Origin of the sequence: Modicisalibacter coralii (assembly GCF_004117855.1) — a bacterium.
Taxonomy (GTDB): Bacteria; Pseudomonadota; Gammaproteobacteria; order Pseudomonadales; family Halomonadaceae; genus Modicisalibacter; species Modicisalibacter coralii.
Genome location: NZ_QWBW01000009.1, coordinates 153661 through 166620, shown reverse-complemented (window position 1 = coordinate 166620; position 12960 = coordinate 153661). Strand labels below are relative to the sequence as shown.

Annotated in this window: 12 protein-coding genes; 5 read left to right on the top strand and 7 right to left on the bottom strand. The window is 68.8% G+C overall.

Annotated features, from left to right (window positions below; all coding sequences use genetic code 11):
• The first annotated feature begins 15 nt into the window (after positions 1 to 15).
• Positions 16 to 483 (top strand): YbaK/EbsC family protein, encoded by a 468-nt coding sequence (locus tag D0901_RS05755; RefSeq protein ID WP_129139338.1) that lies wholly within the window; start codon positions 16 to 18, stop codon positions 481 to 483.
• Positions 484 to 502: 19 nt separating this feature from the next.
• Here the strand turns inward: D0901_RS05755 and D0901_RS05750 are convergent, their stop codons facing one another.
• The 4 genes from D0901_RS05750 to D0901_RS05735 all read right to left on the bottom strand — a co-directional run bounded on the left by D0901_RS05750 (position 503) and on the right by D0901_RS05735 (position 3716).
• Positions 503 to 1108 (bottom strand): LysE family translocator, encoded by a 606-nt coding sequence (locus D0901_RS05750; RefSeq protein ID WP_129139337.1) that lies wholly within the window; start codon positions 1106 to 1108, stop codon positions 503 to 505.
• A 15-nt stretch (positions 1109 to 1123) separates the two neighbouring features.
• Positions 1124 to 1957: a helix-turn-helix transcriptional regulator gene (locus D0901_RS05745; RefSeq protein ID WP_233440368.1), complete on the bottom strand. Its 834-nt coding sequence runs from the start codon at positions 1955 to 1957 to the stop codon at positions 1124 to 1126.
• A gap of 146 nt (positions 1958 to 2103) precedes the next feature.
• On the bottom strand, positions 2104 to 2715 hold the full coding sequence (locus D0901_RS05740; protein ID WP_129139335.1) for a cyclodeaminase/cyclohydrolase family protein: 612 nt from the start codon (positions 2713 to 2715) through the stop codon (positions 2104 to 2106).
• A complete protein-coding gene (locus tag D0901_RS05735) occupies positions 2712 to 3716 on the bottom strand; it encodes a ribonuclease Z (RefSeq protein ID WP_129139334.1) in 1005 nt (334 codons plus the stop codon). Before D0901_RS05735 ends, D0901_RS05740 begins: the two co-directional genes overlap by 4 nt.
• Positions 3717 to 3849: 133 nt before the next feature.
• Between D0901_RS05735 and dauA the strand changes: the two genes are divergently transcribed.
• From dauA to D0901_RS05720, 3 genes are all read left to right on the top strand, one after another.
• A complete protein-coding gene (dauA, locus tag D0901_RS05730) occupies positions 3850 to 5625 on the top strand; it encodes a C4-dicarboxylic acid transporter DauA (RefSeq protein WP_129139333.1) in 1776 nt (591 codons plus the stop codon).
• A 151-nt stretch (positions 5626 to 5776) separates the two neighbouring features.
• The gene (locus D0901_RS05725; protein ID WP_162500830.1) at positions 5777 to 7858 is read left to right on the top strand and encodes a methyl-accepting chemotaxis protein; all 2082 of its coding nucleotides are present in this window, start codon (positions 5777 to 5779) and stop codon (positions 7856 to 7858) included.
• Positions 7859 to 8004: 146 nt separating this feature from the next.
• Positions 8005 to 8943 carry a 2-dehydropantoate 2-reductase gene (locus D0901_RS05720; RefSeq protein WP_129139331.1) on the top strand — a complete coding sequence of 313 codons (939 nt, stop codon included), beginning with the start codon at positions 8005 to 8007 and terminating at the stop codon, positions 8941 to 8943.
• A gap of 48 nt (positions 8944 to 8991) precedes the next feature.
• Here D0901_RS05720 and D0901_RS05715 read toward each other — a convergent pair whose 3' ends face one another.
• On the bottom strand, positions 8992 to 10089 hold the full coding sequence (locus D0901_RS05715; RefSeq protein ID WP_129139330.1) for a class I SAM-dependent methyltransferase: 1098 nt from the start codon (positions 10087 to 10089) through the stop codon (positions 8992 to 8994).
• 107 nt (positions 10090 to 10196) lie between these two features.
• Between D0901_RS05715 and D0901_RS05710 the strand changes: the two genes are divergently transcribed.
• Positions 10197 to 11234 (top strand): GlxA family transcriptional regulator, encoded by a 1038-nt coding sequence (locus D0901_RS05710; protein ID WP_129139329.1) that lies wholly within the window; start codon positions 10197 to 10199, stop codon positions 11232 to 11234.
• A gap of 10 nt (positions 11235 to 11244) precedes the next feature.
• Here D0901_RS05710 and D0901_RS05705 read toward each other — a convergent pair whose 3' ends face one another.
• Together D0901_RS05705 and D0901_RS05700 are read right to left on the bottom strand one after the other, a co-directional pair.
• Positions 11245 to 11958, bottom strand: a complete 714-nt coding sequence (locus tag D0901_RS05705) for a DUF3581 family protein (RefSeq protein WP_129139328.1) — start codon at positions 11956 to 11958, stop codon at positions 11245 to 11247.
• A gap of 192 nt (positions 11959 to 12150) precedes the next feature.
• Positions 12151 to 12873 (bottom strand): glutathione S-transferase, encoded by a 723-nt coding sequence (locus tag D0901_RS05700; protein ID WP_129139327.1) that lies wholly within the window; start codon positions 12871 to 12873, stop codon positions 12151 to 12153.
• Positions 12874 to 12960: the final 87 nt, after the last annotated feature.

The following is a 12960-nucleotide window of genomic DNA, read 5'->3' as shown; positions in this document are numbered from 1 at the left end:
CCCGGAGCCCGACTCATGAGCCTCGACACCGTTCGCACCTTCCTTGCCGAGCGCGCCCCCGATCTCGACGTCATCGAGCTGGAAACCAGCACCGCGACGGTGGCGCTGGCCGCCGAGGCCCATGGCGTCGAGCCGGGGCAGATCGCCAAGACGCTGGCCTTTCGCGTCGGCGAGCGGCGGGTCCTGGTGGTGGCGAGCGGCGAGGCGCGCATCGACAACCGCAAGATGCGCGAGACCTTCGAGGCCAAGGCCAAGATGCTCGACGCCGAGACGGTGCTGGCGCTCACCGGCCATCCGGTGGGTGGCGTCTGTCCGTTTGGCCTGGCGACCCCGCTGCCGGTGTACTGCGACGCATCGCTGCGCGCCTATGCCGAGGTACTGCCCGCCGCCGGAGCCACCCACAGCGCCGTGCGTCTGACGCCCGAGCGGCTGGCCGACCTGGTGGACGCCGAGTGGGTGGATGTCTGCAAGCTGCCGGCCTGAATGCCCGTCCCGAAACCGGTCACGCCGCGAGCGGCCGATAGACGTGTTCGTAGCCGATCGAGATCGCCACGCCGGCGAGCAGGATCGCCATCGCCAGATTGAACCCCCGAAAGAGCCGTGGATCGGCGATGCGCCTTCCCAGCAGCGCGCCCACCAGCGCATAGCTCCCCGGTGCGCCCACCGCCAGCAGCGCCAGCCCCAGCGACCAGGCGATCAACGCGACGCCGTGGATGCCCGCCGCCGGGAACTGCAGCGTGGCGATCGGCAGGGTGGCGACCACGCCCTTGGGATTGAGCAGCTGCATCAGCAGGCCGTCGCGAAATCGCAGGGCCTGCGCGGCGGGCCGGTCGACATCGATCTCGACGCCGGCCCGGGCGAGCTTCGCCGCCAGATAGAGGATGTAAGCACAGCCCAGCGCGCCGACCACCGTCAGCAGTGCCCCCTCCACCCAGGCCGCGCCCACCAGGCCGAAGATCAGGAACAGGCCCAGCATCGCCGTGCCCACGCCCAGGCAGAAACCCAGCGAGGCACGGCCCTGGCCGTTGAGTCCGGCATTCAGGCCGAGCAGATTCACGGGCCCGGGGGTGTACATCACCCCCAGGGCATAGGCGAGGATTCCCAACATGTGACAGTGTCCCGTTCAGCGGCTGACGTGGCGTCGATACTGGTGCGGCGTCATGCCGTAGATGCGCTTGAAGCGCCGGTTGAAGTGGCTGAGGTCGGCGAAGCCGTAGCGCAGCGCGACGTCACCGAGATCCCCACCGGCGTCGAGCTCGCTGCGCGCGGCGTTGACGCGGCAGTTGAGCACGTACTGGTGCGGCGTGATGCCGAACTGCCGACGAAACAGCCGCAGGAAGTGATACTTCGACAGATTGGCGGCGCGGCTGATGTCATCCAGCGACAGGTCGTCACCGACGTGGGCGTGGATATACGCCTTGGCCCGGCCGAGCAGCGCATCGCTGCGGCGCGTCCGGGCGTCGGGTTCCCAGCGCCCGGCGCGCTGTGCCAGACGGGTGGCGATCCGGTAGAGCGCCTGCTCCTGCTCGATGCGACTGCCCGTCTCCCTGGTGACTCGCCATGCCAGCTCGAGAATGGCACGGCGCAGTGCCGCGTCCTGCATCAAGGTCTCGCCGATGCGGAACTCACCCGCCGCCTCGTGGCCCAGCGCACTGGCGAACAGTGGCGCAAGCCGCTGTGGGTGGACATAGACCATCACGTAGTCGAGCGTGCCGCCGTCGCCGGCCTCGCCGTCGTGAATCTGATCCGGATTGAAGGCGATGACGTTGCCGGGCGGGCTACGGTGGTAGCTGCCGCTGCTGAAGAAATCCTGGCGCCCGCTGAGGGTGACGCCGAAGGCGTACTCCTCGTGGGCGTGACGGTCGTAGCTGAAATCGCGCATCGCCGCCTGCAGCACGGTGAGATCCGGCAGCAGCGGGCTCCTGGCGAAGCGAAAGCGACTCTCTGATTGCGACACCCTGCACCTCCCGGACGCCATCGTCGTCCCATCGCCGTCCTGTCACCGACCACGCTATCACCGGTGAGATGCCGGGACTTGGACATTATTGCGCTGTTGCGCGCGAACGGCGATCCCGGCGCCGCAACCGACGTAAGCCGGCGGGTTCAGCGCAGCAGGTCGTCGCGGCAGCGATCGGCCGCCTCCTGCAGGGCATCCCGCGAGCGGGCCAGGGCCTCGCGCTCGTCGGCATCGTCGAGACTCGCCAGATTGGCCTCGACACCGAGCAGCAAGGCGCTCAGCCCCGAGTGCAGCATCAGTGCGCCGGCGCGGGTATCGCTCTGCAGATTGTCGGCGGTGAGCGCCAGGGCCTCGACGCTCAGCACCAGTCCCTCGTGACAGACCCGCGCGGCCCCCAGCGGCACGTCATTGGCCCGCTCGGCGGCGCGGGCGATGGCGTGCTCACGGCGCTCGCGCTGCGCGTCGTCAGCGTGGGGCAGCTTGACGGCGACCAGGTAGGCCTCGAACGCCTCGACATCCTCGTCGGCGTAGTCGCCGAGCTGGGCCAAGAGCGCGTCGGCGCGCTCGATCGCCTGGTGCATCGCCTCCGGCGCGTCGTCGTGCTTGTCCCGGGTGATGCGCAGTCCCTTGAGCACCAGCGCCATGCCGAGCCCCGCCGAGGCCGCCGCGGCGGCGCCGCAGCCCGGCGTGGAGCGCGATTCGATGGCATCGCGAAAGCCGGCGAGGGTCATCTCCCAAAGGCTGGTCGAGGCGGTCATGGCGTTTCTCCTTCATGCAACGGTCCTTCGTTCTCGCCATCGGGCGCTTCGACGCTGCCCTCGCGGTTCACGCCGTACGTGGCCCGATCCCGGGCCAGGAACAGGGCGCCGCTGAAATGGGCTCGGGCTTCGTGCTCGATGTCGGCGATCGAGGGCGAGGCATCGCGGCGCGTTGCATAACGCGGGCTGAAGTGGGTCAGGATCAGGCTCGGGAGCTCCTCGGACGCGGCGAACCTCGCCACCCGCGCCGCCGTGCTGTGGTCGTTGTCGGTGCCCAGCCGCGCGACGACCGGTTCGGTGTAGGTGGCCTCGTGGACCAGCACGTCGGCGCCCTCGCACAGCCGGCCGAGACGCGCCGGGGTGTCGTTGTCGCCGGCGATCACCGCCTTGCGCGCGCGTCGCGAGGCACGCCGGACAGCGTCGCTCGCGATCCGGGTGCCATCAGCGAGGAACGCGTCCTCGCCGCGCTGCAGCCGCCCCCAGGCCGGACCCGGCGGCAGCCCCAGCGCGATCAGCCGGTCGCGGTCGAGCTGGCGCTCGACGTGCCGCTCGGTGAAGGCATAGGCGTAGGAGGCCACGCCGTGGGAAAGCGCGGCGCTCTCGACCCGGAAGTCGGCCAACTCGAGGGGACCCTGCGCCGGCTCCACGGCGATGAAATCCAGCGCAAAGCTCAGATGCAGCCCGGTGGTGGCCTGCACGGCGTCGAGGAAGTCGCGGATCGCCGGCGGGCCGACCACGCTCAGCGGGCGTTCACGGCCGGCCAGCGAGGCGCTGGCCAGCAGCCCCGGCAGGCCATAGCAGTGATCGCCGTGGACGTGAGTGATCAGGATCGTCTCGAGATTGGGCAGGGTCAGCGACGTGCGCATCAGGCGATGCTGGGTCGCCTCGCCGCAATCGATCAGGTACCAGCGCTTGCCCGTCTCGGGCTGCAGGGCCACGGCGGAGACGTTGCGCGAACGGGTCGGTACACCGGCGGAGGTACCCAGGAAATGGAGACGCATACGGACTCGCCTGTGGGGAACGTGGAAGACCATTGTGGGTCAAGCGGGCGTATCGGTAAAAATGCCCCAGCGCGTCCCTGTCGCGCCTTGGTAACATCGATGCTTTCCCGATTCGATAGAGGAAGACACGACGATGAGCGACGGCGAGCGACGCTGGACAGGGCCGCGCCTGGCCACGGGACTGCGCGAGGCCTGGCGGGAGGGATATGGCGTGCGCGAGTTGCGCAGCGATCTGCTCGCGGGGCTGACCATCGGTATCGTCGCCGTCCCGCTGTCCATGGCGCTGGCCATCGCCACCGGGGTGGCGCCACAGCACGGTCTGTACACGGCGATCGTCGCCGGGATCGTGATCGCCCTGACGGGGGGCGCCCGCTTCAATGTCTCGGGGCCGACCGCCGCCTTCGTGGTGATCCTCTTTCCCATCGTGCAGCAGTACGGCCTCGGCGGGCTGCTACTCGCCTCGCTGATGGCCGGCCTGATCCTGGTCGGACTGGGAGCGGCGCGGCTCGGCGCACTGATCCAGTTCGTGCCCTACCCGGTGGTGCTGGGTTTCACCGCCGGCATCGCGGTGGTCATCGCCACCCTGCAGATTCCCGACTTCCTGGGGCTGACGGTCGAGCTGGGCGACAGCTACATCGCCAACCTGGGCCACATCGTCGCCGCGCTGCCCTCCGTGCAGCCCCAGGAACTGTCCGTCGGGGTGCTCACCCTGGCGGTGCTGCTCGTCTGGCCGCGCCTGAAGACGCCGGTACCGGCGCCGCTGGCCGGGCTGGTGGCGGGCGCCCTGGCGGCCTTGGTGATCGATCACTGGCTACCCGGCCAGGTCGCCACCATCGACTCGCGCTTTCACTGGTCGCTGGATGGCACGAGCGGCCAGGGCATTCCGCCGATCGCGCCCCGGTTCGACCTGCCCTGGAATGCCCCCGGGCCTGACGGCCAGCCGCTCGGCCTGAGCTTCGAGCTGTTGCGCCAACTGCTCGGGCCGGCCTTCGCCATCGCCATGCTGGCAGCCATCGAATCGCTGCTCTGCGCGGTCGTCGCCGACGGCATGACCCGCGGCCGCCACGACCCCAACGCCGAGCTGATCGGCCAGGGGCTGGGCAACCTGTGCGCCCCCTTCTTCGGCGGCATCACCGCAACCGGCGCACTGGCGCGAACCGCCACCAACATTCGCAGCGGCGCCCGCTCGCCGCTGTCGGCGGTGGTCCACTCGCTGGTGGTGCTGCTGGCGGTGATCGGTCTGGCCGGCCTGCTCGGCCGCGTGCCCATGGCGTCGCTGGCCGCGCTGCTGTTCATCATCGCCTGGAACATGAGCGAGGCCCACCTGTTCCTGCGCACCCTGCGCACCGCGCCGGCCGGCGATATCGCGATCCTGGCACTGTGCTTCGTGCTCACCGTGGTGTTCGACATGGTGCTGGCAGTGGGCGTGGGCATCGGCATGGCGGCGGCGCTTTTCATCCACCGCATGAGCGCCCTGTCGCGAACCGCGCGCCTGGATAGCGACCGGCAACCGCAACTCGGCGACCTGCCGCCCAGCGTGGCGGCCTATTCGATCGCCGGTCCGATGTTCTTCGGCGTCGCCGACAAGGCACTGGCGGCGCTGCACATCACCGACCCGCAGGTGCGAATCGTGTTGATCGACATGCGTCAGGTCCCGAGTATCGACGGCACGGCACTGGTCGCGCTGCGCAGCCTGGTCGACGAGATGCGCCGCCGCGAGGTGGGCCTGATCTTCGTCGGCCTGACACCGCGCCAGATCGTCAAGCTCAAGCGTACCGGCATCCACAGCGTGCGCCGCCGTTTGAATCATTGCGCCGATTTCGACCGCGCCCGGCGCCTTGCCCACCGCTGGTTGAATGACGCTGGCGAGGCGCCGACGACGTCTGGACCAGGCACCGGCGCCGAGTGACGTTTCTGTAAAAAAAGGTCAACAGACCATGCAAAACATCACTTAAATCTAATCAAGAGTCTGTAAATTCTACGAAAATCATCGATCATCCCTAAAGTCACGCCCCTTACAGTCGATAAACTTTGTATCACTGTGTAACGGAGCAATGACAATGAAGAACAAAACGGGGATGCGGCGCCTGGGTATCGTCAGCCGGGTATCCATTCTGGTGGCAGCGATTCTGGTCGTCGGTTTCGTCGCCCTGAGCTGGGTACTGACCTGGGCCGCCGAACGCCAGGTGGCCGCCGAGATGACCGAGCGCGTCACCCAGCAGCAGGCCCAGGTCGGCGCCCGCCTGACCCTGTTCGACCAGACACTGCATCACGAGATCTCGCGACTGCTGAACCTGTTCGAGGGCGAATTCGACGCCGCCTACGCGCTGGCGCCTGACGAGCGCATCGAGGTCGCCGGCCGGCAGACGCCGGCGCTGCGCAACGGCGCTCGCGTGCTCAACGGCGACTACGGCCCGCTGGATGAGTTCACCCGGGCGGCCCAGGCACCGGTGACGATCTTCGCCCGCGACGGCGACGACTTCGTCCGCGTCACCACCTCGCTCAAGAAAGCCGACGGCTCGCGCGCCGTCGGTACCCTCCTCGACCGCAACAACGCCAGCTACGCCCGCCTGATCGCCGGCGAACCCTACACCGGTCTCGCCGACCTGTTCGGCACCCGTTATATCACCCAATATCGGCCGATCGAGGACGCCGGCGGGCGGGTCATCGGCGCCACCTTCATCGGCATCGACATCACCCGGCAGTCGGCACTGCTCGAACAGCAGATCCGCGACATTCGCTTCGATGAGAGTGGCTTCGTCATGCTGGTCGACGCCCGCGAGGGGCATCGCGGCCAGGTGATCGCCGGCGGCCCCTTCGAGGGACGGAACCTCGACGAGGTCCTCACGCCGCAGGGCCAATCCGCCTATGCGGCGCTCTCCGAGACCGACAGCGGTCGCTTCGACACGGCGATCGCCGCCGACGACGGACGCCCGCGGACGGTCTATTTCACCGCCTACCCCGAACGCCAGTGGACCATCGTCAGCACGGTCTTCGACGACGAGGTCTTCGCCGCCATCGACACCCTGCGCAACTACGCGATCGTCGGCGCACTGCTGGTCGCGCTGGCCCTCGGCCTGTTGCTCTATCGGCTGCAGCGGCGGATGATCAGCCGCCCCCTGGATGCCCTGGGCGGGCTGGCCGAGGACCTGGCCAAGGGCGACCTGTCGCGGCGCATCGCGGTCCGGCGCGATGACGAGATCGGCCGCCTGACCACGGCCATGAACGGCATCGGCGACGGCCTGGCGCGCATCGTCGGCGACGTGCGTCGCAGCACGCAGAGCGTCTACCACGCCGCCGGCGAGATCGCCCAGAGCAGCGAGGATCTCGCCTCGCGCAGCGACCAGTCGGCCAGCAACCTGCAGGAGACCTCGGCCTCGCTCGAGGAGATCACCAGCACGGTGGCCAACACCGCCGACGCCGCGCGTCAGGCCACGCAACTGGTCGGCGACACCCGTGACCTGGCCGGCCAGGGCAACGACGCCATGGCGCGGGCGCAATCGTCGATGAATGACATCAATGCCTCGGCGGAGAAGATCGGCGACATCATCACCCTGATCGACTCGATCGCCTTTCAGACCAACATCCTCGCGCTCAATGCCTCGGTGGAGGCGGCGCGTGCCGGCGAGCACGGCCGTGGCTTCGCCGTGGTCGCCCAGGAGGTGCGCACCCTGGCCACCCGCTCCAGCGATGCCGCCAGCGAGATTCGCGGTCTGATCGATACGTCACTCACCCATACCCGGGCCGGTGCCGAACAGGTCGAGCGCGCCGCGCGCACGGTGTCATCGATTCTCGACGGGGTCGAGCGCGTCAACGACGTCATCGGTGAAATCAGCAGCGGCGCCAGCGAACAGAGCGACGGCATCGGCCAGATCAACGTCGCGGTGACGGAACTCGACACCATGATCCAGCAGAACGCCGCCATGGTCACCGAGTCGAGCGCCGCCGCCGAAGAGATGCGCAGTCAGGCACGCCACCTGAGCGAATTGATGGAGCGCTTCCATCTGGGCGATTCGGCCCCCGCCCCGAGCCGGGCCGAGACGCCCCGGCCCGACGCCGCTGCCGAACTCCGCCGCCCGTCCCTGAACAAGCCGACGACGCAGGCCGCCGAGACGACGAAGGACGACTGGGAGGCGTTCTAGGCTCTCGATCGCGCCTCGGAGGAAGAACGATGCATAGGCCCGCCCCATGGCGGGCCTTTCCCTGCGACCGGGCCGACCGGATCGTGCGAGCGCGGCCCCGGGTTCCGTATACTGCCCCGATGACCCACACGACACGAGGAGTCAGCATGCGCTTTGCCATCTATGGAACCGGTGGCGTCGGCGGTTATTTCGGCGGCCGTCTGGCCGAGGCCGGCGAGGACGTGACCTTCATTGCCCGCGGCGAGCATCTGGCGGCCCTGCGCCGCGACGGCCTGCGGGTACGCAGTATCGCCGGCGACTTTCACCTGCCCACGGTCGCGGCAACGGACGACCCCGCCGAGGTCGGCGCGGTGGATGTGGTGCTGGTGGCCGTCAAGGCCTGGCAGGTGGCCGAGGCCATCGAGGCGATGCGCCCGCTGGTCGACGAGGAGACCCTGATCCTGCCGCTGGAGAACGGCGTCGAGGCCGCCCGCCAGGTCGCCGAGGCATTCGGCCCCGAGCACGCGCTGGGCGGGCTGTGCGGCATTCTCGCCTGGCGTGGCGAACCCGGCGAGATCGTCCACGCCGGCGTCGACCCCTTCGTGCGCTTCGGGGAACTGGACAACCGTGCCAGCGAGCGCACACGACGCCTCAAGGCCGCGTTCGACGGCGCCCGAGGCATCGAGGCGGAAATCCCCGACGACATCCACGTCGCGATCTGGAGCAAGTTCCTGTTCATCTGCGCGATGAGCGGCATCGGCGCGATCACCCGCGCGCCGATCGGCGTGACCCGCAGCCAGCCGGCGACCCGCGAACTGATCGAACGGATTCTCGATGAGATCGCCCGGGTGGGCCGAGCGCGGGGCGTGGCGCTGCCGGACGACGCCGTTCAGCGCGCGCTGCGCTTCATCGATCGTTTGCCCGAGTCGGGCACCGCCTCGATGCAGCGCGACATCATGGATGGCAAACCCTCGGAGCTGGCGTCCCAGAACGGCGCCGTGGTGCGCCTGGGCCGCGAGGCCGGTGTCGACACCCCGGTCAACGCCTGGATCCATGCCGCCCTGCTGCCCCAGGAGCGACGTGCCCGGGGAGAACTGGATTTCTGACCCGCCAGAACGCCGCGCCGGCAACCGGCCGGCGCGGCGTCAGCGAGGTCACTCGGCCCGACAGACGAAATAGTCATTCTGGATGTCGTGCTCGAGCTGGTGAACGCTCACCGTCGTGAACCCTGCCTCGGCAAACAGTGCCTGGGCGCGCTCGCGCCCCCACATCGTGCCCAGCCCCTCCCCGCCCTGGGCCAGCGAGACCGTCATGCAGTGGCTCACCGACACCGCATAGAGCAGCGTGCCCAGCGGGTGCTCGCGGTCGAGATGATGATGGCTCGAGGCGTGGATGTCCTGAGCGAGATACACCCCGCCCGGGCGCAGGCTGCGACGGATGCCGCGCACCAGCGCCAGCGGCCGGGCCTGGTCGTGGATGCCATCGAAGGTGGTGACCAGGTCGAAGGCAGCCGGCTCGGCGCTCGCGTCGAAGTCGGACAGGTCGCGCGTCGCGAAGCGAACGTTGGCGAGGCCGCTCTCGGCTACCCGCGCCTGCGCCCAGGCGATCGCCTCCGTCGACAGGTCGTAGCCGGTGAAACGACTGGCCGGGTAGCGCTCGGCCATCGCCAGCAGCGCCCGCCCTCGCCCGCAGGCACAGTCCAGCACGTCGATGCCCTGCTCGAGGCGCGCGGGCAGCTCCGGGGCGAGCGGCAGGATGGCGTCGAATAGCGCCGGGAGCACGGTCTGGGCGCTGTCGGCGGCCATCACCTCGTGAAAGCGTGGATAGCGCGAGTAGGGCACGCCTCCGCCTTCGCGAAAGCAGCGTACGACGTCGTCCTCGACCGCGCCGAGCAGAGCGAAGAACTGCGCGTAGACGGCCAGGTTGGGGCCATCGGCATCGGTCAGCAGCGCGGCGTGGGCCGAGGGCAGCCGGTAGCGGCGGGTCGCGGGGTCGAGTTCGATGACGCCGCCGGCGACCATGCCGCCCAGCCATTCGCGCACATAGCGCGCATCGAGGCCGGCGCGTTCGGCGATCTCGACGTCGGTGAGCGGCGGCTGGCCGGCGAGACGCTCGTAAAGACCGGTACGATAGCCGATCGACATCAGCAGCATCAGCCCGCCCTCGTTGAGGGCGTTGACCAGACGCGCCTCGAAGGCATCGGTCTCGGCATCGGGTCGATGGGTGTCGGCAGGGGCGAGAGCTTGGCACATGACGGGACTCCTCGGAAGGTAGACAAGCCGGAATCGGCCAGTCGACGCTATCCCGCGAAGTGAGCCTGTACTAACGTTGATTGGGACACAAACGCGCGGATCGTGCCATGTCATCCGACGCCCCGATCACGGTCGCCCTGCTGGCGCCCCCCGAGGCCACCGCCTCGACCCTCTACGGCCTCTACGACCTGTTCAGCTCGGCAGGACGCGACTGGACGCTGGTCACCGAGGGCCGCCCCGGGCGCAGCCTGTTCACCCCATTGATCGTCTCCACCGACGGTCGGGGCTTTCGTGCCGGCAACCGGGCCTGGATCCAGCCCGACATGGCGCTGGCCGACTGTCCATTGCCCCAGGCGGTGTGCCTACCCGACCTGATGGTCGCGCCCGACGAGCCGTTGACCGGCCGCTACCCCGCCGAGATCGCCTGGCTGTGCCGCTGCCATGCCGAGGGCGCGCTGCTGGCGGCAGCCTGCACCGGCGCCCTGCTGTTCGCCGAGGCCGGCCTGCTGGCCGGCGGCGAGGCGACCACCCACTGGGCCTACTGCGAAGCGCTGGCCACGAAATACCCCGATGTCCGCGTGCACGCCCATCGCTCGCTGGTCGCCAGCGGTCCCGGCGAGCGCCTGCTGATGGCCGGGGGCGGCACTTCCTGGCTGGACCTGGCACTGTTTCTGGTGGCGCGGCTGGCCGGCATCGAGGAGGCGATGCATCTGGCGCGCCTGTACCTGATCGACTGGCACCGCGAGGGCCAGCAACCCTATGCGGCGCTGACCCGGGCGCGCCAGACCGCGGATGGCGTGATCGCCGAATGCCAGGTGTGGGCGGCGCGCCATTACGACCACCGCTACCCGGTAGCCGGCATGATCCGCCTCAGTGGGCTCAGCGAGCGCTCGTTCAAGCGCCGTTTCAAGGCCGCCACCGGCATGACGCCGATCGCCTACGTACACACCCTGCGCCTCGAGGAGGCCAAGCAGATGCTGGAGAGCGACGATGCCCCGATCGAGGCGATCGCCGAAAGCGTGGGTTACGAGGATGCCAGCTTCTTCCGACGGCTGTTCGGCCGTCGGGTGGGACTGACCCCGGGTCAGTACCGGCGCCGCTTCCGTTCGCTGCGGCTGGCCATCCAGCAAAAGGCGACTCCGTGAACGAAGCGCCTCACGACGAGGCGCCGGATGCCGACTTGCGCCGGTTGAAGGTCTCGACGAAGGCGTCCATCACCGAGGCATCGTAGGGCTGGAGGCCGCTGACCACCAGCTTCTTGGCGCCGGTCCCCACCGGGGCCCCGTCGGCGAGCATGCGGAATGCCAACCGCGCCTCGCCGCGCTTGCCCTGGCACTCGAAGGTGGCACCGTCGAAGGCGATCTCCAACGCGGCATCGTCGATCCGCTCGAGCGCGAAGCCCATGCTGTCGTAGATCACCAGGGGGCGCTGGGGATTGAACATCACCCCATGCTCTTCCAGCAGTGGCTTGAGAAAATGCGGGAAATTGCGCCCCGAAAAGGCGATGTAGCGGCGGGTGAAGGCCTCGATCACGGCCGGGTCGCGGGTGGTCTCGCCGCTGCGCTCGACATCCAGAAAGGCCTTGCCCGTCGCGTCGACGACGCTTAGCGCACCGCCGTCACGCTCCTCGACGGCCAGCGGTACGTCGTCGCCGACCATGCCGCGGAAATGGAAGGTCATGCGCTGCGACAGTCCGTGGCGCGCCAGCACCAGGGCGAAGAGCAGATCGCCGGGCACACAGAAGCGACGGGCATCCGGGTCGTGAATGGGGTTGTAGTCGCCGGCCATCCGCTTGGCAAAGCGGCTCGCCTGTGTCGCGGTGATGCGGATCCAGCCATCCGCCACTGTATGGAAATCGTCGAGAAACATGCCAGTCCTGGTACCTTGAAAGCCGAACCGTCGGTGCGCCATCGAGCGGCCCGCGCGTTGGAATCGTTCAGCGAATGCCTCAATCGTGGCGTTCTACAGCATTGCGCTGCCGCTGACCAGAACGTGCGTGAAGGCGGCGTGCGTAAAAACGCCTCACCCAGGGCGCTAGCCGACGCCAGGGGCGCAGGACGCTCAGGCCACGTCGAGCTCGGGGTAGTGGCGGAAGAGGCCGTTCTCGTTGAACGGCAGGCGGCGCTCGGAACTCAGATAGTCGGCGATGCGCTCGCGCCGGACGACGCGGCTTGTCAGCGCGGCCACGCCCGGGTAGCGCGGCGCCAGGCGCTCCATGGCACACGGGAAGGCATAGCGCAGCCCGCTGACCACCTGGAACAGCGACAGGTCTACGTAACTGTGTTCACCGCCGACCAGGCAGTCGCCGCTGTCGGGATTGAGCTCGATCACCCGCTCGAAGTAATCGAGAAACTTGGGTAGCCGCGCCTCGTGGAAGGCCTCGGCCCGCTGGCGCGCCACCCCCTTCTGGTCCTCGTAGTACTCGTCCGAACTGATCGGGTGGTGGACGTCGTGAATCTCGGCGACGAAGTCGGTCACGGTGAGCTGCAGGCCATGGGCCCACAGGCGCGTCGCCTCGTCCTCGGGCGCCAGGCCCAGGCGTGGCCCCAGAAACTGCAGGATATTGGCGACGTGCGAGACGATCACCTCGCCTGCCTTGAGAAACGGCGGCGCGAACGGCGGGCACGAGGTACTCTCGCCGTCGAGGTAGTCGGAGATCTCGGTGATGCCGGCATCCGAGGCATTGCCCACATCGATGTAATCGGCGCCGGCATCCTCGAGGGCCAGCCGGACGAATTCGCCGCGGCCCTGGATGGTCGGCCAGTAATAGAGTTCGTAGCGCATGGTCGTCTCCTCGATCGCTCGCTTCCCTGCGGGAACGACTAGCCAAGGTAGCAGAGTGTGACCGGCCGCGGGCGAGATTCGCTCCGG

Bases quoted from the DNA above. Each gene is read 5' to 3' on its own strand.
- D0901_RS05715 (WP_129139330.1), bottom strand. From the start codon at position 10,089: ATGTGCCAAGCTCTCGCCCCTGCCGACACCCATCGACCCGATGCCGAG.
- D0901_RS05705 (WP_129139328.1), bottom strand. From the start codon at position 11,958: ATGTTTCTCGACGATTTCCATACAGTGGCGGATGGCTGGATCCGCATC.
- D0901_RS05755 (WP_129139338.1), top strand. From the start codon at position 16: ATGAGCCTCGACACCGTTCGCACCTTCCTTGCCGAGCGCGCCCCCGAT.
- D0901_RS05725 (WP_162500830.1), top strand. From the start codon at position 5,777: ATGAAGAACAAAACGGGGATGCGGCGCCTGGGTATCGTCAGCCGGGTA.
- D0901_RS05710 (WP_129139329.1), top strand. From the start codon at position 10,197: ATGTCATCCGACGCCCCGATCACGGTCGCCCTGCTGGCGCCCCCCGAG.
- D0901_RS05750 (WP_129139337.1), bottom strand. From the start codon at position 1,108: ATGTTGGGAATCCTCGCCTATGCCCTGGGGGTGATGTACACCCCCGGG.
- D0901_RS05740 (WP_129139335.1), bottom strand. From the start codon at position 2,715: ATGACCGCCTCGACCAGCCTTTGGGAGATGACCCTCGCCGGCTTTCGC.
- dauA (WP_129139333.1), top strand. From the start codon at position 3,850: ATGAGCGACGGCGAGCGACGCTGGACAGGGCCGCGCCTGGCCACGGGA.
- D0901_RS05720 (WP_129139331.1), top strand. From the start codon at position 8,005: ATGCGCTTTGCCATCTATGGAACCGGTGGCGTCGGCGGTTATTTCGGC.
- D0901_RS05735 (WP_129139334.1), bottom strand. From the start codon at position 3,716: ATGCGTCTCCATTTCCTGGGTACCTCCGCCGGTGTACCGACCCGTTCG.
- D0901_RS05700 (WP_129139327.1), bottom strand. From the start codon at position 12,873: ATGCGCTACGAACTCTATTACTGGCCGACCATCCAGGGCCGCGGCGAA.